This is a genomic window from Ruegeria sp. AM2, assembly GCF_056540685.1.
Genome location: NZ_JBQFXE010000017.1, coordinates 18,721 through 35,063 on the forward strand (window position 1 = coordinate 18,721; position 16,343 = coordinate 35,063).

General features: G+C 58.4%; 20 protein-coding genes. 10 read left to right on the forward strand and 10 right to left on the reverse strand.

The window, feature by feature from the left end; genetic code table 11:
- Window positions 1-9: 9 nt before the first annotated feature.
- A complete protein-coding gene (locus tag ACR0CR_RS19685; RefSeq protein WP_480602521.1) occupies window positions 10-1,029 on the reverse strand; it encodes a TRAP transporter substrate-binding protein in 1,020 nt (339 codons plus the stop codon).
- A 179-nt stretch (window positions 1,030-1,208) separates the two neighbouring features.
- Here ACR0CR_RS19685 and paaG point away from each other — a divergent pair, with 179 nt between their 5' ends.
- From paaG to ACR0CR_RS19710, 5 genes are all read left to right on the forward strand, one after another.
- On the forward strand, window positions 1,209-1,994 hold the full coding sequence (paaG, locus tag ACR0CR_RS19690) for a 2-(1,2-epoxy-1,2-dihydrophenyl)acetyl-CoA isomerase PaaG (protein WP_480602524.1): 786 nt from the start codon (window positions 1,209-1,211) through the stop codon (window positions 1,992-1,994).
- 1 nt (window position 1,995) lies between these two features.
- Window positions 1,996-2,424, forward strand: a complete 429-nt coding sequence (gene paaI, locus ACR0CR_RS19695; protein WP_480602527.1) for a hydroxyphenylacetyl-CoA thioesterase PaaI — start codon at window positions 1,996-1,998, stop codon at window positions 2,422-2,424.
- A gap of 15 nt (window positions 2,425-2,439) precedes the next feature.
- Window positions 2,440-3,747, forward strand: a complete 1,308-nt coding sequence (gene paaK / locus ACR0CR_RS19700; protein ID WP_480602530.1) for a phenylacetate--CoA ligase PaaK — start codon at window positions 2,440-2,442, stop codon at window positions 3,745-3,747.
- Window positions 3,748-3,763: 16 nt separating this feature from the next.
- A complete protein-coding gene (locus ACR0CR_RS19705) occupies window positions 3,764-4,360 on the forward strand; it encodes a TetR/AcrR family transcriptional regulator (protein WP_480602533.1) in 597 nt (198 codons plus the stop codon).
- 64 nt (window positions 4,361-4,424) lie between these two features.
- On the forward strand, window positions 4,425-4,640 hold the full coding sequence (locus tag ACR0CR_RS19710) for a hypothetical protein (RefSeq protein ID WP_480602535.1): 216 nt from the start codon (window positions 4,425-4,427) through the stop codon (window positions 4,638-4,640).
- Between the two features lies 1 nt (window position 4,641).
- On the opposite strand, the gene ACR0CR_RS19715 is transcribed toward ACR0CR_RS19710, so the two are convergent.
- The 9 genes from ACR0CR_RS19715 to rpe form a co-directional block, all read right to left on the reverse strand.
- Window positions 4,642-5,400: a Phenylacetic acid catabolic protein gene (locus ACR0CR_RS19715; protein WP_480602538.1), complete on the reverse strand. Its 759-nt coding sequence runs from the start codon at window positions 5,398-5,400 to the stop codon at window positions 4,642-4,644.
- 11 nt (window positions 5,401-5,411) lie between these two features.
- Window positions 5,412-6,485, reverse strand: coding sequence for a 1,2-phenylacetyl-CoA epoxidase subunit PaaE (gene paaE / locus ACR0CR_RS19720; protein ID WP_480602541.1), 1,074 nt, complete (start codon window positions 6,483-6,485; stop codon window positions 5,412-5,414).
- 14 nt (window positions 6,486-6,499) lie between these two features.
- Window positions 6,500-6,958, reverse strand: a complete 459-nt coding sequence (gene paaD / locus ACR0CR_RS19725; protein WP_480602543.1) for a 1,2-phenylacetyl-CoA epoxidase subunit PaaD — start codon at window positions 6,956-6,958, stop codon at window positions 6,500-6,502.
- 6 nt (window positions 6,959-6,964) lie between these two features.
- Window positions 6,965-7,723, reverse strand: coding sequence for a 1,2-phenylacetyl-CoA epoxidase subunit PaaC (gene paaC, locus ACR0CR_RS19730; RefSeq protein ID WP_480602545.1), 759 nt, complete (start codon window positions 7,721-7,723; stop codon window positions 6,965-6,967).
- On the reverse strand, window positions 7,723-8,007 hold the full coding sequence (gene paaB, locus ACR0CR_RS19735) for a 1,2-phenylacetyl-CoA epoxidase subunit PaaB (protein ID WP_480602548.1): 285 nt from the start codon (window positions 8,005-8,007) through the stop codon (window positions 7,723-7,725). The genes paaC and paaB overlap by 1 nt, the downstream gene beginning before the upstream one ends.
- Before the next feature lie 18 nt (window positions 8,008-8,025).
- Window positions 8,026-9,018 (reverse strand): 1,2-phenylacetyl-CoA epoxidase subunit PaaA, encoded by a 993-nt coding sequence (gene paaA, locus ACR0CR_RS19740; RefSeq protein ID WP_480602551.1) that lies wholly within the window; start codon window positions 9,016-9,018, stop codon window positions 8,026-8,028.
- A 254-nt stretch (window positions 9,019-9,272) separates the two neighbouring features.
- On the reverse strand, window positions 9,273-9,491 hold the full coding sequence (locus tag ACR0CR_RS19745; protein WP_480602554.1) for a hypothetical protein: 219 nt from the start codon (window positions 9,489-9,491) through the stop codon (window positions 9,273-9,275).
- A gap of 159 nt (window positions 9,492-9,650) precedes the next feature.
- A complete protein-coding gene (locus ACR0CR_RS19750) occupies window positions 9,651-10,469 on the reverse strand; it encodes a cyclase family protein (RefSeq protein ID WP_480602556.1) in 819 nt (272 codons plus the stop codon).
- Between the two features lie 195 nt (window positions 10,470-10,664).
- Window positions 10,665-11,348 carry a ribulose-phosphate 3-epimerase gene (gene rpe, locus ACR0CR_RS19755; RefSeq protein WP_480602558.1) on the reverse strand — a complete coding sequence of 228 codons (684 nt, stop codon included), beginning with the start codon at window positions 11,346-11,348 and terminating at the stop codon, window positions 10,665-10,667.
- Window positions 11,349-11,513: 165 nt separating this feature from the next.
- On the opposite strand from rpe, the gene phnC reads away from it, so the two are divergent.
- The 5 genes from phnC (at window position 11,514) to ACR0CR_RS19780 (ending at window position 16,245) form a co-directional block, all read left to right on the forward strand.
- Window positions 11,514-12,335, forward strand: coding sequence for a phosphonate ABC transporter ATP-binding protein (gene phnC, locus ACR0CR_RS19760; protein ID WP_480602560.1), 822 nt, complete (start codon window positions 11,514-11,516; stop codon window positions 12,333-12,335).
- Between the two features lie 63 nt (window positions 12,336-12,398).
- Entirely contained in the window at window positions 12,399-13,301 is a 903-nt protein-coding gene (gene phnD / locus ACR0CR_RS19765; RefSeq protein WP_480602563.1) for a phosphonate ABC transporter substrate-binding protein, read from the forward strand.
- Window positions 13,302-13,369: 68 nt separating this feature from the next.
- Complete coding sequence (gene phnE, locus ACR0CR_RS19770) at window positions 13,370-14,251, forward strand: phosphonate ABC transporter, permease protein PhnE (RefSeq protein WP_480602565.1); 882 nt, start codon at window positions 13,370-13,372, stop codon at window positions 14,249-14,251.
- Window positions 14,248-15,603: a phosphonate ABC transporter, permease protein PhnE gene (phnE, locus tag ACR0CR_RS19775; RefSeq protein ID WP_480602566.1), complete on the forward strand. Its 1,356-nt coding sequence runs from the start codon at window positions 14,248-14,250 to the stop codon at window positions 15,601-15,603. The genes phnE (ACR0CR_RS19770) and phnE (ACR0CR_RS19775) overlap by 4 nt, the downstream gene beginning before the upstream one ends.
- Before the next feature lie 27 nt (window positions 15,604-15,630).
- Window positions 15,631-16,245, forward strand: a complete 615-nt coding sequence (locus tag ACR0CR_RS19780) for an LbetaH domain-containing protein (RefSeq protein ID WP_480602568.1) — start codon at window positions 15,631-15,633, stop codon at window positions 16,243-16,245.
- The last annotated feature ends 98 nt before the right edge of the window (window positions 16,246-16,343 follow it).

Here is a 16,343-nt window from a genome sequence, read left to right on the forward strand (position 1 = left end):
ACAACCGGATCAGTTCGATGACAGTTCCGAATTGATCATGTCGTAAGCGGCCTGCGCGTCGACGCCGGTTGCGTCGACCTCGGCGATGACCTTGCCGCGGATATCCTCGGCAATGACTGAGAATTTTTCCATATCCGCGTCGCTGGCCGCGTTGATAGCGTTGCCTTCCGCCGCTTCGGTGGCTTCACGGCCGGTGGCGTCGATTTCGTCCCAGATCTTGCCGATCTCGCGGCTCAACGGCTCGCCGAAAACGTTGTCTTCCAGCGCAGCCTGTAGATCTGCCGGAAGGTCGGCAAAGGTATCCTCGTTCATGATAAATGCGAATGAGCCGCGATAGAGCCCACCCGGCATTTCATAGACGTTCTGCGCCACTTCGGTCAGCTTGAAGCCCTTGCGAGATTCAAGCGGCATGACGACACCATCAGCGGCCTTTGACGCCAACGTCTCGTAGACCTTGGGGGCAGGCACCTGAATGCCGGTCGCGCCGAGTGCTGCGCCAACGTCACCGCCGACACCGCCCGGAATGCGAACCTTGAGCCCCGAAACCTCGTCCAGAGAGGTGACCGGCGCGCTAGAGTGCAACTGCGCAGGTCCATGCGTGTGCAGCGCGATGACCTTCACGCCGCGATGTTCATCAGCGGCCTTGAGGTGCTGATCATAGGCGCGCCAATAGGCAACGGATGCTTCTTCGGCCGAGCCTTCATAGCCTGGCAATTCGATCAGCTTGGTCGTGACGAAGCGGCCTGGCTGGTAGCCATGGAAAATGATCGAGGCATCGGCGGCACCGTCCATGATCAGGTCCATCTGCGCCGGGGGCGGGGCGATGCCAAGTTTCAGCTCTGCCGTCACCTTTCCGTCGGTAGCGTCTTCCACCATCTCAACGAATTTGGGCCACATCTTTGCGTTGATCCCGTGGGTCGGTGGCGCCCAGCTGGATATCGTCAGGGTATAATCGGCCGCAAAGGCGATCGTACCGGAAACTGCCAGGGCGGCAGATGCCAAAAGCGTGTTAATTCTGGAAAACGTCATGACCGGGTCTCCTCCTCAAAAGCGCAAGTCGTGAATCAGGTATTGGTTCGTTTTGTAACTATCAACGGAGTTGCGTTGGGCCTGCTGCTCCGACGAGTCACAAAAGCTTGGAGAATTTATTGACCAACCGTTCGGTTTATGCAAGAAGTTTGTTGAAACAAATGCAAAGCGAACCTGGCATGTCCGATACGATTCTTTCGCAAGATCATGGTCAATGGGTTGAAATCACACTGAATCGACCTGAAAGGCTGAACAGTTTCACGGAAGAGATGCATCTGGCTTTGCGTTCGACGCTTGAAGGGGCGCGAGCCGATGGCGCGCGGGCCGTGTTGTTGACAGGCGCGGGGCGCGGGTTCTGCGCGGGTCAGGATCTGGGCGACCGCGATCCGACGCGGATGGATGGACCACCCGATCTGGGAAAGACCGTGCGGAAATTCTACGCGCCGCTGGTAAGGCGGATCCGGTCCTTGGATTTCCCGGTCATTTGTGCGGTCAACGGTGTGGCCGCAGGTGCCGGGGCAAACCTGGCCTTGGCCTGCGACATCGTTCTGGCCGCCGAGTCCGCAAAATTCATCCAGTCTTTCGCAAAAGTCGGGTTGATCCCGGACACAGGTGGCAGTTGGCATCTGCCACACCTGATTGGTGAGGCCCGGGCCAAAGGGCTTGCGTTGACCGGCCAACCGCTACCCGCCCGCCAAGCCGCAGAATGGGGCATGATCTGGAAATCCGTACCCGATGACGACCTGATGGCGCAGGCGCGCGCGTTGACTGAACAACTTGCCAACGGACCAACCTTGGGACTTGGCTTAACAAAACAGACCATCCAGGCCGCTGCGACCAACACGCTGTCGGATCATCTGGAACTTGAAGCCGACGCGATGAAAACCTGCGGAGAAAGCGCCGACTATGCCGAAGGGGTCAGTGCCTTTCTGAACAAACGCCAACCGGTTTTCAAAGGGTGCTGAGATGACCCCGAAGGACCTTGCAACAAAAGCTTCAACAGCCATGTGGTCACGCGACAAGGCCTCGAAATGGGCGGGGATGGAGCTTGGCGAGGTCGACGAAGGGACCGCAACGCTGACCCTGACCGTCGAAGCGCACCACTGCAACGGGCACGGTATCTGCCATGGCGGCGTGATCTTCATGCTGGCCGACAGCGCCTTTGCCTTTGCGTGCAACAGCCGCAACCAATCGACCGTCGCCCAGCACAACGTGATCAGCTTTATTTCGCCTGGTCGTCAAGGCGACCGCCTGACCGCCCGCGCCACTGAACTGAGTTTGACCGGGCGCAGCGGGATATACGACGTGACGGTCACAAATCAGGACGACCAGAAGGTGGCTGAGTTCCGAGGCTTTTCACGGGCCGTCAAGGGATCGGTTGTAGAAGAACCATAACGGGAGGAGACGGGCATGAAAGATCTAAGCCCGAACAAAGCGGACTTGGACCCGATCGAAATTGCGTCGATCGACGAGATACGCGGCTTACAGCTGGATCGCCTCAAATGGTCGCTGCGCCATGCGTATGACAACGTTCCGATGTATCGCCAGCGCTTTGATGAGGCGGGCGTTCACCCTGATGATTTGCGCTCGCTAAGTGATCTCAGCCGGTTTCCGTTCACCTACAAAAACGACCTGCGCGACAACTACCCGTTTGGCCTGTTCGCCGTCCCGCGCGAGCAGATCATCCGCATCCACGCCTCGTCTGGGACCACCGGCAAACCGACCGTCGTGGGATACACGCAAACAGACATCGACAATTGGGCCGACCTTGTCGCCCGCTCGCTGCGCGCCAGTGGGCTACGGCGTGGGGACATGGTGCATTGCGCCTATGGCTATGGCCTGTTCACTGGCGGTCTGGGTGCGCATTACGGTATCGAGCGTTTGGGTGCCACGGTCATCCCCATGGGCGGCGGCCAGACGTCTCGGCAAGTCGATCTGATCACCGATTTCAAACCTGATGGGATCATGGTCACGCCGTCCTACATGCTCAATATTCTGGAGCAGTTTCACCAGATCGGGTTGGACCCACGCGCGTGTTCCTTGTCTGTTGGCATTTTCGGGGCCGAGCCGTGGACGGATTCCTTGCGCTCAGAGGTCGAGCAAGCCTTTGATATGCATGCGGTCGACATCTACGGACTGTCCGAGATCATGGGGCCGGGCGTGGCCAATGAATGTGTTGAGACCAAAGACGGCCCGGTGATTTGGGAGGATCATTTCTATCCCGAGATCATCAATCCCGAGACCGGCGAAGTGTTGCCCGATGGCGAAATGGGAGAACTGGTGTTTACCACGCTCACCAAAGAGGGTCTGCCGATGATCCGCTATCGCACCCGCGACCTGACCCGCTTGCTGCCGGGCACTGCGCGGTCGATGCGGCGGATGGAGAAGATCACCGGCCGTTCTGATGACATGATCATCCTGCGCGGGGTGAATGTCTTTCCCAGCCAAATAGAAGAGCAGGTTTTGGCGACCGGCGGCCTTGCGCCCTACTACCAGATCGAACTGTACCGAGCGGGGCGGATGGACGCGATGCGCGTACATGTCGAGGCCGCGCCGGACGCGGCGGACGAGCTTAGCAAAACCGCCGCCGCGCGTATGCTGGCGCGCCGGATCAAGGAAGTTGTTGGCATTTCCACCGAGATAGATGTAGGCGAGCCCGGCGAGGTTGAACGTAGTCAGGGCAAGGCCCGCCGTGTGATCGACAACAGAAACGCCTGACCCGGAGGTCGCCCGATTGGCCCGTACCATAGCAAAAGACCATGACGACAAACGCGCGCGTATTCTCAAAACCGCCGCGCGCGTCTTTGCGCAAGAGGGCTTTGACCGGGCCTCGATGTCACAACTGGCGCGCGAATGCGGGATCTCCAAGGCCAATATCTATCACTACTACGACAGTAAGGACGCCATTTTGTTCGACATGCTCGACAGCTATTTGCGGCAGTTGCGCGATCTTGTCTGCAATCTGGACCTGGAAGGGCTGAGCCCCGCGCAGAGCCTGCGCAAAACCGTGTGTGAAATTCTGCTCGCCTATCAAGGCGTCGATGACGAGCACAGGGTTCAGACCGGCGGTATGTCGGCCTTGCCAGAAGGTCAACAAAAGCTGCTGCGCGGTTATCAGCGCGACATGGTCGTTTTCCTAAGCGACATCATCGCTCAACTTGCGCCGGATACGTTTCAGAATGACAAACCCAAGCTGCGTGCGACGACGATGTCGGTGTTTGGTATGCTGAATTGGTTCTACATGTGGAACACGGGCGCGGATACTGAGGCGCGGGAGCGCTATGCTGATCTGGTCAGCGACCTGACCTTGTCAGGTGTCGGCGGGTTCTGATCTTTCGAAGATTTGAGTTGGCTTCCGCACGTGTCCGCCGTTTAATGATTGCGGAGGGCGCGCCATGCAAAAACCTGAGAATTTCGAAAAGTTCTATTTCGCCAAGGTGGGTATGGGCGAAGCTTGTGGCTGCGCTGAGCGGGTTATCGACGTCTATGAGTTCAATCGCAAAGGCGGGTCGCAATCCAAGCAGGAAGTCATGCCCAAGCAGGCCAAACGCCGCTCGTTTCGGTCCTGGGCGATGAAATACGGACTGATCAGCCGCAAACGGACATCTTAAACTACGGTGCGATCAGACCGACCTGACGGATCAAGTCAGAGGCTGCGACCTGCCATTGCGCCAACATTTCCGGCCCAGTTCTGTGCCGCAATCCCATTTTCCGCAACGCGTCGATCTTGTCTGCTTGACCGGCCCCGAAACTGGCCGCAACCCGAGGCCACCAGTAGTCAACCGCGCTTTGCATTTCGGTTGCGTGCCCCTGTTCCACCAACCGCAACGCGCCTTCCAAGGCAAGTTCGCCATGATGGGCTTCAATCGGGGCGATCTCGCGGAACGCCTCGGCGAGCGGTTGATAGGACATGCCCGAAAACTCGGCCAATTGCACGGCGACTGCCTGACTCATCAATAGGTTCATGACGACGGCGTCCGCCCATCCCTGAATAGGATAGTTGAACACGGCCAGCCGCATGTCATGTTCGCTGCGCGTCGCGCCAATATCGGCATCGCGGTCCAGACGCGCGGTCCAAGGATGGTGAGTGACGTATCGATCTGTGTTCGCCCCGAACTCACCCATGATCTTAAGCACTCGATCCGCGTTGTCTGTTTTTTCCAACACAATCCGCGCCGCGGCGATGCGCTCCTTGATCCCCGGACCCTGATTGATGACATCGGCAAACCCAGCAGCACCCGCCAATTCGCTGTCCACAAAGGTCGCCATCAGTTTCATCAATTCGGCGCGATAGCGCGAGGGTACGTTGGTCGGGTTGGTCAGAACGCCACCTGCGGCCAGATAGGCTTCGAGTGTCATGTCTTCGGCCATCACTCCCTCCCTCACTGATCGTAATCAACGACGACGGTGTCGGTCAGCGGATAGGCCTGACAGCTCAGGATGTACCCCTTCTCGACCTCGTAATCTTCCAGCGCGTGATTGGCGAGCATTTCAACTTCGCCTTCCAGAACCCGGCATCGGCAGGTCGAACAGACCCCTGCCTTGCAGGCGAACGGTGCATCCATCGCGTTTTCCAACGCTGCGTCGAGGATCGACTGATCCTTGGGCATCGTGATGGATTGTGTCGCACCGTCCATGGTGATCGACGCCTTGGTTTGATTGGCTTGCGAGGCAGCTTCGGTTCCAACAGCCCGCTTTTTGAGGCGCCCGGGTTGCGCGCTGGCGAAGAGTTCGAACTTGATTTGGCTGTCGTTCAACCCGTGACCCTTCAGCGCGCTGGCAATGCCCAGCATCATCGGCTCGGGCCCGCAAATAAAGGCTGTATCGACGTTTTGGATGTCGATCCAATGCGCGAATAGCTCGGCGCATTTCTCTTGCGTGACCAAACCGGTGAACAGCTCAATCTCTTGCGCGTCGGTTTCCAAAATGTGGATGACGTTCAAGCGGCCCATGTAAAGGTTCTTGAGGTCCTCCAACTCTTCGCGGAACATGATCGTATTGACGCCCTTGTTGGCGTAGACCAGCGTGAACCGGGATTGAGGTTCCTGGGCGAGCGTGGTTTTCAGGATCGATAGAACCGGTGTGATACCCGACCCACCGGCAAAGCCCAGATACTGCTTTTCTGCAGAAGGATCGATTGCGGTGTGAAAGCTGCCCATCGGAGGCATCGCCTGAACCGTATCACCAATTTTCAGATCGGTGTTGGCCCAGGTTGAGAACGCCCCGCCGTCTACGCGCTTGATTCCAACTTGCAGAATGCCGTCTTCCTTGCCCGCGCAGATCGAATAAGAGCGGCGCAATTCCTCACCATCGAAATCGCGCCGGAACGTCAGATACTGGCCTTGGATAAAATCGAACGCCTCGGCCGCTCCGTTTACCGGCTTCAGCGTCACCACCACCGCATCGCGGATGGTTTTTTGAATGTCCGTGACTTTCAGATCATGAAAGCGTGCCATCCGTTGATCCTCCGTCAGATGCACTTGAAATAGTCAAAGGGTTCCAGGCAATCGGTGCAGCGCCAATGCGCTTTGCACGGGGTCGAGCCAAACTGGCTGACTTTCTCAACCGCTTTACTGCCGCAACGCGGGCAGCGCTCAGGTCCACCGGCGGGTTGCGGCGGGGCGATGCCGTATTCCTCAAGCCGCGCGCGGCCCTTGTCGCTGAGCCAATCCGTGGTCCAGGCGGGCGCGATGGTGGTCTCGATCCGCAGGTCATCGATACCATGGCTGCGCAGCGCGGTTTCGATATCCATGCTGATCACCGACGTCGCCGGACAGCCGGAATAGGTCGGGGTGACGGTGACCCTCAGAGTATCTTCATCCCATTGTACATCACGCACGATGCCCAGATCGACGACCGAGATCACCGGGATCTCGGGGTCGGGTACAGCGTCCAGCCATTCCCACACCTGATCGGTCGAGGCCCGCATCGATCCTTACCACGTCGCGCCGGGATAGGCGCGTTGCAGCCACTGCATCTGTGTCAGCAAATGGCCCAGATGTTCGGTATGCATCCGCCCGTCGCGTCCGCCTTTGTGGGCAAAGCGGCTTTCGGGGATGGTCAAGGTCGCCTCGGTCAACACCCGTTCGACCAAAGCGTCATATTCTATGCGCAGATCAGCCGGGTTCGGGGCGATCCCCACCGCAACCATTTCGGCATCAATATCATCGCTGGCAAACAACTCACCTACGTAAGGCCAGAGGTAGTCCAGCGCCTCTTGCATCCGGGCATGGCTTTCCTCGGTTCCGTCGCCCAGCCCCACAACTGTGTCGCCCGAGCGTTCGAGGTGATAGGCGACCTCTTTGCTGGCCTTGGTCGCAATTGCCGCGACCCGGTCGTCAGATGATGTCATCAGACGCCCCAGCATGATCGAATGCCACGCATCGAACAGAAATTGACGCATCAGGGTGCGTCCGAAATCGCCATTGGGGACCTCGACCAGCAACACGTTGCGGAAATCCCAGGCATCGCGCAGAAAGGCCAAATCATCGGCGCTTTTGCCACCTTCGATTTCTCCGGCGAGGCCCAGCCACATTTGTGTCTGCCCGATCAGGTCCAGCGCGGTATTGGCCAGCGCGATGTCTTCTTCCAGCACCGGCGCGTGACCGCACCACTCGCTGACGCGGTGGCCAAGGATCAGGGTGTTATCCCCCATCCGCAGAAGAAATTGCAGGAATGCGTCATCGCGCGTCATCACATCGCCCCCACGTCTTCGGGGATATCGAAGAAGGTTGGGTGGCGGTACACTTTACTTTCGCTGGGCTCATAGAGCGGACCTTTGTCGCTGGGCGACGAGGCCGTGATGTTGTTCGCTTCAACCACCCAGATGGAAACGCCTTCATTGCGGCGGGTATAGACGTCGCGCGCATTCTTGATCGCCATTTCCGCGTCCGGTGCATGTAGCGAGCCGACATGGCGGTGGCTCATCCCATGCTGGCCGCGGATGAAAATCTCCCAAAGGGGCCATTCATTTTTCATCGGGTATCCTCCTTGGCGTTATTCGGCAGCCAGATTTCGCGTGCGTTTCTTGCGGGCATGGGCCATCAGCCCGTCACGCACCCATTTGCCGTCATCCCAGGCCTTGTTGCGGGCGGCCAGACGATCAACATTGCAAGGCCCGTTGCCCTTGAGAACGTCGAAGAATTCGGACCAGTCGGGTTCCGAAAAGTCGTAATGCCCGCGCTCTTCGTTCCAAGTCAGATCAGGGTCGGGGATCGTCAGGCCCAAATATTCAGCCTGAGGCACCGTTTGGTCGACGAATTTTTGACGCAACTCGTCATTGGTGTTGATTTTGATTTTCCACGCCATCGACTGCGCCGAGTGGACAGATTCCTTGTCAGAAGGTCCGAACATCATCAGCGAAGGAAACCAGAAACGGTTCAGCGCATCCTGCGCCATCCGGCGTTGTTCCGGGGTGCCCTCGGCCATCTTGCGGATGGCGTCGTAACCTTGGCGCTGATGAAAGCTCTCTTCCTTACAGATACGGATCATGGCGCGAGAGTACGGTCCGTAGGACGTGCGCTGCAGCGGAACCTGGTTCATGATGGCGGCCCCATCGACCAGCCACCCGACAGCGCCGATATCGGCCCAGTTGAGTGTCGGATAGTTGAAGATCGACGAGTATTTCATCCGCCCGTCCAGCAGCATTTCGGTCAACTCATCACGGCTGACGCCCAGCGTTTCGGCGGCGCAATAGAGATACAGACCGTGACCGGCCTCGTCTTGCACTTTGGCCAGCAGGATCGCCTTGCGCTCCAGCGTTGGCGCACGAGTGATCCAGTTGCCTTCGGGCAGTTGTCCGACGATCTCGGAATGGGCGTGCTGGCCAATTTGACGGATCAGGGTGGCGCGGTAATTGTCGGGCATCCAGTCTTTGGGTTCGATCTTGATATCGGCGTCGATCTTGTCCTGAAAGGCGCGTTCTTGTTCGGACATTTCCTCGCGCGTCTTTACGCTGGTGCCTGCGGTTTTGACCATCTGCGCGTACATGTCAGATTTCCTTCTATCCGAGCGGCTTAAACCAGCAGAGATTGGTGTCTCGTACCCAAAAGTCGCATTGCCGGTATCTTGATAATTAAGTGACCGATAGGTCGGTTAATACCGCTCCAGGCGATTCGGCGCAAGAAAAATGTAACGAAATTTCTTTCGAATGAAGAAACTGGTAACGTATTGAGCCGCAAAAAAGCCCGCCGAATGGGCGGACCTTACGCAGCGTATACGGCGCGAATGAAAGGCGCTACGGCTTAAATAGCGTCCGCCATGACCAAACGTACGATGTCTTCGCGCCTGAGCCCGCGGGCTTCGAGTTCTGAATCGCTCAGCGACCACAGACGTGAGACCAACTCGGATTTGGCCCGCGCCTCGCCGATCCGATCAATTGTTGCCAAGATGCCGCCCGCGATGTCGTGCGCGACCTTAAATGCAGCTTGCAGAGCGGGGCGTGGAGAGAGGGAATGGCGCATGGGACACTTCTTTGCGGTCAAAGTTTCGCCCTTCGACATAGGCCCTTGCGGTCCAGCCGGCCAGTCAGGTTTCAGAATAGCCGCTGTGCGTCAGATGCAAGCCTTGCTTATTTGAGTGTTGGCAGGCCGCAGATGCACCGCCTGCCGATCAGTCGAGGGTCAGACCATCGCAAAGATACGAGCCGGCCCGCCCGAACCACCGCGATGGGCCGGTGCGCCGACGACCAGCGTCGCGCCACTGGCTGGAACCTTATCCAGGTTGGCAAGGTTTTCGATTCCGTAGCGGTTGGTGGGCAACCAGGCATAATGCGTGGCAAAGTCCCCGGAAGGGCCGTGATCTAAGGACAGAGAATCCACGGCGATCGCGACGGCTCCGGTTTCGTCAATCAACATCTGCGCAGCTTCCACATGGAAGCCGGGGAAGTGCATTTTGCCCTCAGCATCGGCGTTGCGGAATTCGGCAGAACCGGTTTTCGCGCCCCAGCCCGAATGCATCGCAACACACGCGCCGTCCGGGATCGGACCATTTGCGGATATCCATGCCTTCAGATCGTCAGGGGTGACCTGCGCGTCGGCGTCTTCGGCTGCTCGGGCGGCGATGTCGACCACGCATAGGGGGCAGACGAGGTTTGAAACCGGAATTTCATGTACGGCCTGACCATCGGCTGAAAAGTGCAACGGCGCATCAATATGCGTGCCGGTGTGTTCGTTGACGGATAGATTGAACAGGTTAAAGCCGTTGTCCTTGAAGCTGAACACCTGTTCGGTCGAAATGCCGGGCGCGCCAAAATAGGTAGGAAAGTCTGCGTCATACACATGGCTCATATCGACCACTTCGCCGTGACCCGCCGCCATGGCCGGAGTCGTGGTTGCCGCACCCAACGCCGTTCCTGCCGCCATCGCCGCACCTGCTTTGAAGAAGGACCGCCGGGACAGCATCCGGGCCTTCACGGCGTCCATCACACAAATATCACACATCTTGTCGCTCCTTGCTTTGGTTCTTTCGGGGACATGACCGCCAGGTTGCGTTGCTGCGGCATGATCCGTTCATCCGAACCTAGCGCGAATGCGGAAATTTGATATGTTAAGTTGATCGCAATGCCGTGAAGTCCGCATTGCAAGCACCTGTCAAAGTGTGATTGCGATCATTCCAAAGCGCGTAGGCACCCGCGTTCAGATGCCTTTTGCAGCGGAACGGATGGCGCTGATGTTTTTGCCATAAACGTCGGGATCGGAAACTGATCCGCCCTTGAATACAGCAGACCCGGCAACCAGCACATCGGCCCCTGCCGCAGCCACCAATGGCGCGGTGGTCGGATCGACACCACCGTCGATTTCGATATGCACCGGGCGATCTCCGATCATCTCGCGCAAACGGCGGATCTTGCTGGTCATGTCGATGAATTTCTGGCCGCCAAAGCCCGGGTTCACGGTCATCACGCAGATCAGATCAGTCAGGTCCAGCAAGTGTTCAACCGCCTCGGCCGGCGTGCCGGGGTTGAGCGCAACACCGGCCTTCATCCCTGCGCCCCGGATGGCTTGCAGCGTGCGATGGGTGTGCGGCCCGGCCTCGATATGAGCCGTCAGAACATCCGCGCCTGCGTCGGCGTAGGCCTGAATGTAAGGATCAACCGGAGCGATCATCAGGTGGACGTCCATCACGGTTTTGACATGTGGCCGGAACGCTTTCACAGCGGGCGGGCCGAAGGTCAGGTTTGGTACGAAATGCCCGTCCATCACATCTATATGAACCCAGTCCGCGCCTTGCGCTTCGATCGCCTGAATCTCGGCCCCGAAATTGGCGAAATCGGCGGACAGGATCGACGGAGCGATTTTTATGTTGCGGTCAAAGCTCATTGGCGGCCTCACGTAGGTAAAGAGTCGGCCCGCATATACCTGTGATGGACGCCAAAGGGTAGGGCAACTACCCAAAGCGCCGCGTTTACAAAACTTTCACTCAACCGACACAAAGACGTTGAACATCGCCTTTAGCTGACCGCCAACATCATTTGGGGGTGGCCCGTGCTGCACATCAAGAAACTGACCAAACGCTTTGGCGACAATATAGCCGTCGATGCGGCCACCTTGGAGGTCGACAAACCATGTATGCTGGGCATCATTGGCCGTTCGGGTGCCGGCAAATCGACTCTGCTGCGAATGATCAACCGTCTGACCGATGCCAGTAGTGGCGAGATCATGGTCCAGGGTCGCGATGTCACCACGCTGAAAGGGCGGGACAAGCGCGCGTGGCAGGCTGATTGCGCGATGATCTTTCAACAGTTTAACCTAGTGCCGCGCATGGATGTGGTCTCGAACGTGCTGCATGGAACGCTGAACCGCCATTCGACGCTGGCCACAATGTTCAACCTGTTCCCGATGGATGAGATCCACCGCGCCATCGACATTTTGGATCGTCTGGGCATTGCAGAACACGCGCCCAAACGGGCCGAAGCGCTGTCGGGCGGGCAACAACAGCGTGTCGCCATTGCGCGCGCGCTGATGCAGGATCCAAGCATCATTCTTGCAGACGAACCTATCGCCTCGCTGGACCCGATGAATGCGCAGGTTGTGATGCAGGCGCTGCGCCGTATCCATGAAGAGGACGGCCGTACGGTGATCGCCAACCTGCACACTCTGGACACGGCACGCCGCTATTGCGACCGCGTTGTTGGGATGCGTGACGGGCGTATCGTCTTTGACGGCCTGCCCGAGCAGCTGACAACCGGTGTTGCCCGCGAGATTTATGGCGCTGATGCCAGCTTCTCGGAGGAGGCAACTTCGACCGAGATCGAGACGCTGGATGCGACTCAGAAAGCCTTGATGGAAGCTGAAGCGACCATTTAGGCCCAACACCCCTTTCATCGACCGGCCCGATGAGAGGCCGGCAATCAAACTGGAGAGAGACAGATGAAAAAACTGATTGCTGCCCTGGCGGCTACGACTGCACTGGCCGCGCCGGTCATGGCCGAAAGTATCACCGAATTCCGCATCGGCATTCTGGGCGGCGAAAACGCTCAGGACCGTCTGAACAACAACGAATGTCTGCGCACCATGCTAGAGGATGAACTGGGCGTTCCGGTCAAATTGTTTGCCCCTGCCGATTATAGCGGCGTTATTCAGGGCATTCTGGGCGGCAATATCGACCTGTCGCTGATGGGCCCGTCTTCCTATGCGGCGTTGCACATTGCCGATGAAAACGCCGCTTCGCCGATTCTGGTCAAGGTCAACAGCGATGGCTCGATCGGCTATCACTCAATCGGCTTTGCCCGTAAGGACAGCGGCATCACCTCGCTGGAAGACATGCAGGGCAAGACCTTTGGCTTTGGCGATCCGAACTCGACCTCGGGCTATCTGATCCCATCGATTGAAATCCCGCAATCCACCGGAGCAACCATGGAATCGGGCGACTATTTCGGTGAGGTCAAATTCACCGGCGGTCACGAACAGACCATCGTTGCCGTGAAGAACGGTGACGTTGACGGCGGTGTGACCTGGGCCGACGGACAGGGCGACTGGGAAGACGGCTATAACTTTGGTGCGCTGCGCAAGGCTGTGGATGCCGGTCTGGTGGATATGAACGATCTGGTTGAAATCTGGCGCTCGAACCTGATCCCGGGTGAGCCGGTCGTGCTGCGCAACGCGCTGCCCCAAGAGGTGCGCGTTTCCGTCACCAACATCATCGACACGCTGGGCGAAACCGACCCGGAATGTGCCTATAATCTGGCTGGTGGCGAGGTTCAGGGCTTCGACCCGATCACCCATGACGCTTATGTCTCGATCGTCGAAGCGCGCAAGCTAAAGTCCAACTAAGCTTGCATACCCCAAAGACCGGGGTCCGGTGTCAAAGCCGGGCCCCGTTTTCCACTCAGGAGCATTCCATGACAGACCTGACCGCAGGGTCCCCGACCGTCGACCGGATTCGGACCGACTATACCGAGATGACGCGACGCAAACGGGTCTATGGTGGTATCCTCCTGATCGTATTCGTGGCCCTGATGGCCGCTGGGTTCCGCACCGCCGATGACCGTAACGCGGGCAGCTTCGCGGATGGCTGGCGCCACATCTTCGACTATCCCGCCGATGTCCTGTCCGAGGCATGGGAGAAGATTGGGGCGTTGCCAGCCAATATGGTCAAGTTCCTGCCCGCACTGGCCGAGACGTTGAACATCGCCGCTGCCTCGACCCTGATCGGCGTGATCGGGGGTACGTTTCTGGCGCTGATGTCCACGCGCGGAATGGCGCTCTGGCCCGCGCTGATCCCGCTGTTTCGCCGCATCGCCGATATCTGCCGCGCGGTCCCCGAGATTGTGATCGCTCTGGTCCTGATCTTCGTGCTGGGCGGCGGGCCGGTGCCTGCGATGATCGCGATCGCCATCCACACGGCGGGCGCGCTGGGCAAGCTGTTCTCGGAGGTGAATGAGAACGCCTCGCTGAAACCGGTCGAAGGGTTGCACTCGGTTGGTGCGAATTGGTCTCAGCGGATGTATCTGGGCGTGATCCCTCAGGTCGGGCCGAATTATGTCAGCTACGCGCTGCTGCGGTTCGAAATCAACATTCGCGCGTCGGCCATTCTGGGCTTCGTCGGCGCAGGTGGGCTGGGCTATGAGCTGCGCAATGCCATGTCTTGGGGGCACGGCAAATATGATCAGGCCGCCGCGATCTTTTTGCTACTGTTTGTCACCATTGTCGTGACCGACCAAATCTCGGGCCTGTTGCGCGAGCGCCTGACCAACGGAGCCGAGAAAGGAGCCCGGGCATGAGTACCTTCGCCACTGATCCGAGCCTTGACGCGTTGAAGGCCGCAGCCGACCGTCTGTTCAACCGCAAACGCATGGTCAACTTTGGGCTGCCCGCGCTGGTGCTGGCATACTTGACCTACGTGTTCTTTGCCTTCGATGTCCCCGGTCTGGCCGAGCGCGCGAACTGGGACAACGGCAAGACGCTGGTGGCCGACAGCTATAGCTACAAAACCCATATCGAGCGTGATAATCGAACTGGTGAAGTCTCTGCTGCGATTGAAGGCGAACGTAAAGGTGCCTACCCCAAAGGCGAAGCGCCAACTTGGGTGACACTGGGCGAGATCACGGTGATTGATCTGGAAAACGGCCACGTCGTGCGCTTTGGCCCAGAGACCGTCGAATATGACATCCCTGGCTATGGCACAGTACGCGCAACACCGACCCGTTCGGCTGGCGTTCAGGCCGAATTGCCAGCGGGCGATGTGCCCGACTGGATAAACGTCTCGAAAAACCGGATGGCGATTACGACGGATGCTGGCCGCCTGACCGTGACACGGAACCGTTCCGAAGTGTTTCGGTACTTCGCCGGGTGGGAATTGTTCTTTTTCACGCTCGACAGCCCTTACTACGGCAAATCCTTCCCGCAACTGTTGGGTCTCGCGGTGAATGGTGAGGCCGGTGCGATCCTGAACGATTTCTGGACCAACAAAATGTGGCGGCATCAGGACGTGGCCTGGGCGATCTTCGAGACGATCCTGATGGCCTTCCTCGGTACCCTTGGCGCAGGCATGGTCGCGTTGCCGCTGGCCTTTCTTGCGACCCGCAACTTTAATCCTCTCCGACCGGTTCGGTTTCTGACGCGCCGTGTGTTCGATTTCGTCCGCGGTGTGGACGCGTTGATCTGGACGGTCGTCCTGGCTCGGGCCTTTGGCCCAGGGCCGCTGACCGGAGCACTTGCCATTCTGGTGACGGACACAGGAACCTTCGGAAAAATCTTCTCGGAAGCATTGGAGAATGTGGACAACAAACAGATCGAAGGCGTCCAGTCCACCGGTGCCAATGCGCCCCAGCGCTATCGCTTTGGCGTGATCCCGCAGGTGACCCCCGTGCTGCTCAGCCAGTTGCTGTATTTTCTTGAATCCAACACCCGAAGCGCCACTGTGATTGGCGCGATTACTGGTGGTGGAATCGGTCTTTTGCTGACACAGGCAATCATCACGCAGAAAGACTGGGAAGAGGTTGCCTATTACATCGTCCTGATCATCCTGATGGTCATGCTGATGGACTGGTTCTCGGGTTGGCTGCGTCGGAGGCTGATAGAGGGTGAGGCCGGGAAAAAGCCGAGAAAAGCAAAGCCCGCGACCAAGATCTAAGCGCTTCTGCGAAAAAAGGTAACAATGATGGCTCGACTTCGACCGGATCAACCGTTTATCCATCCGGACTGCGCAATTTCAAACAGCAGCTTTGGGGAATTTGTCGAAATCGGTGCGGGAACGCGTGTGGCGAATTCAGTCGTCGGCGACTATTCGTATTGTGACCGGACATGCGACATTGCCAATGCCGAGATCGGCAAGTTCGCTAATATCGCCAGCTTCACGCGGATCGGAGCGACAGACCACCCGCTGGAGAAAGCATCACTGCATCACTTCCACTACCGATCGGCGGATTATTGGGATGATGTCGAGGACGACGCAGCGTGGTTCGCGCACCGTGCCAGCAGAACGACGAGGATCGGACACGATACCTGGATCGGGCATGCGGCGATCATCAAGCCAGAAGTTCAGATCGGCCATGGGGCCGTTGTCGCGTCTGGGGCTATCGTGACCAAGGATGTCGATCCGTATATAATTGTTGGGGGCGTAACGGCGCAACCGATCCGTCCACGCTTTCCCCGGAAAGTGGCAGACCGGTTGATGGCCCTGGCCTGGTGGGACTGGGACAACAGTCGCTTGCGGGCCGCACTCCCGGATTTCAGGACCCTTAGGGCCGAGGCGTTTCTCGAAAAGTACGAATAGTCGGCCCTATAGCAATACAAAGCTCTCCCGCGCCCGCAAGCGCCTTGGCTTCGCCAAGCCCCTTTGGCGGCCTTGGGCATAGCGCCGCGCTGTGCGCG

What these genes read in the sequence shown, in the direction of transcription:
- ACR0CR_RS19685 (WP_480602521.1), bottom strand. Translation starts at nt 1,029, where the DNA reads ATGACGTTTTCCAGAATTAACACGCTTTTGGCATCTGCCGCCCTGGCA.
- paaG (WP_480602524.1), top strand. Translation starts at nt 1,209, where the DNA reads ATGTCCGATACGATTCTTTCGCAAGATCATGGTCAATGGGTTGAAATC.
- paaI (WP_480602527.1), top strand. Translation starts at nt 1,996, where the DNA reads ATGACCCCGAAGGACCTTGCAACAAAAGCTTCAACAGCCATGTGGTCA.
- paaK (WP_480602530.1), top strand. Translation starts at nt 2,440, where the DNA reads ATGAAAGATCTAAGCCCGAACAAAGCGGACTTGGACCCGATCGAAATT.
- ACR0CR_RS19710 (WP_480602535.1), top strand. Translation starts at nt 4,425, where the DNA reads ATGCAAAAACCTGAGAATTTCGAAAAGTTCTATTTCGCCAAGGTGGGT.
- ACR0CR_RS19715 (WP_480602538.1), bottom strand. Translation starts at nt 5,400, where the DNA reads ATGGCCGAAGACATGACACTCGAAGCCTATCTGGCCGCAGGTGGCGTT.
- paaE (WP_480602541.1), bottom strand. Translation starts at nt 6,485, where the DNA reads ATGGCACGCTTTCATGATCTGAAAGTCACGGACATTCAAAAAACCATC.
- paaD (WP_480602543.1), bottom strand. Translation starts at nt 6,958, where the DNA reads ATGCGGGCCTCGACCGATCAGGTGTGGGAATGGCTGGACGCTGTACCC.
- paaC (WP_480602545.1), bottom strand. Translation starts at nt 7,723, where the DNA reads ATGACGCGCGATGACGCATTCCTGCAATTTCTTCTGCGGATGGGGGAT.
- paaB (WP_480602548.1), bottom strand. Translation starts at nt 8,007, where the DNA reads ATGAAAAATGAATGGCCCCTTTGGGAGATTTTCATCCGCGGCCAGCAT.
- paaA (WP_480602551.1), bottom strand. Translation starts at nt 9,018, where the DNA reads ATGTACGCGCAGATGGTCAAAACCGCAGGCACCAGCGTAAAGACGCGC.
- ACR0CR_RS19745 (WP_480602554.1), bottom strand. Translation starts at nt 9,491, where the DNA reads ATGCGCCATTCCCTCTCTCCACGCCCCGCTCTGCAAGCTGCATTTAAG.
- ACR0CR_RS19750 (WP_480602556.1), bottom strand. Translation starts at nt 10,469, where the DNA reads ATGTGTGATATTTGTGTGATGGACGCCGTGAAGGCCCGGATGCTGTCC.
- rpe (WP_480602558.1), bottom strand. Translation starts at nt 11,348, where the DNA reads ATGAGCTTTGACCGCAACATAAAAATCGCTCCGTCGATCCTGTCCGCC.
- phnD (WP_480602563.1), top strand. Translation starts at nt 12,399, where the DNA reads ATGAAAAAACTGATTGCTGCCCTGGCGGCTACGACTGCACTGGCCGCG.
- phnE (WP_480602565.1), top strand. Translation starts at nt 13,370, where the DNA reads ATGACAGACCTGACCGCAGGGTCCCCGACCGTCGACCGGATTCGGACC.
- phnE (WP_480602566.1), top strand. Translation starts at nt 14,248, where the DNA reads ATGAGTACCTTCGCCACTGATCCGAGCCTTGACGCGTTGAAGGCCGCA.
- ACR0CR_RS19780 (WP_480602568.1), top strand. Translation starts at nt 15,631, where the DNA reads ATGGCTCGACTTCGACCGGATCAACCGTTTATCCATCCGGACTGCGCA.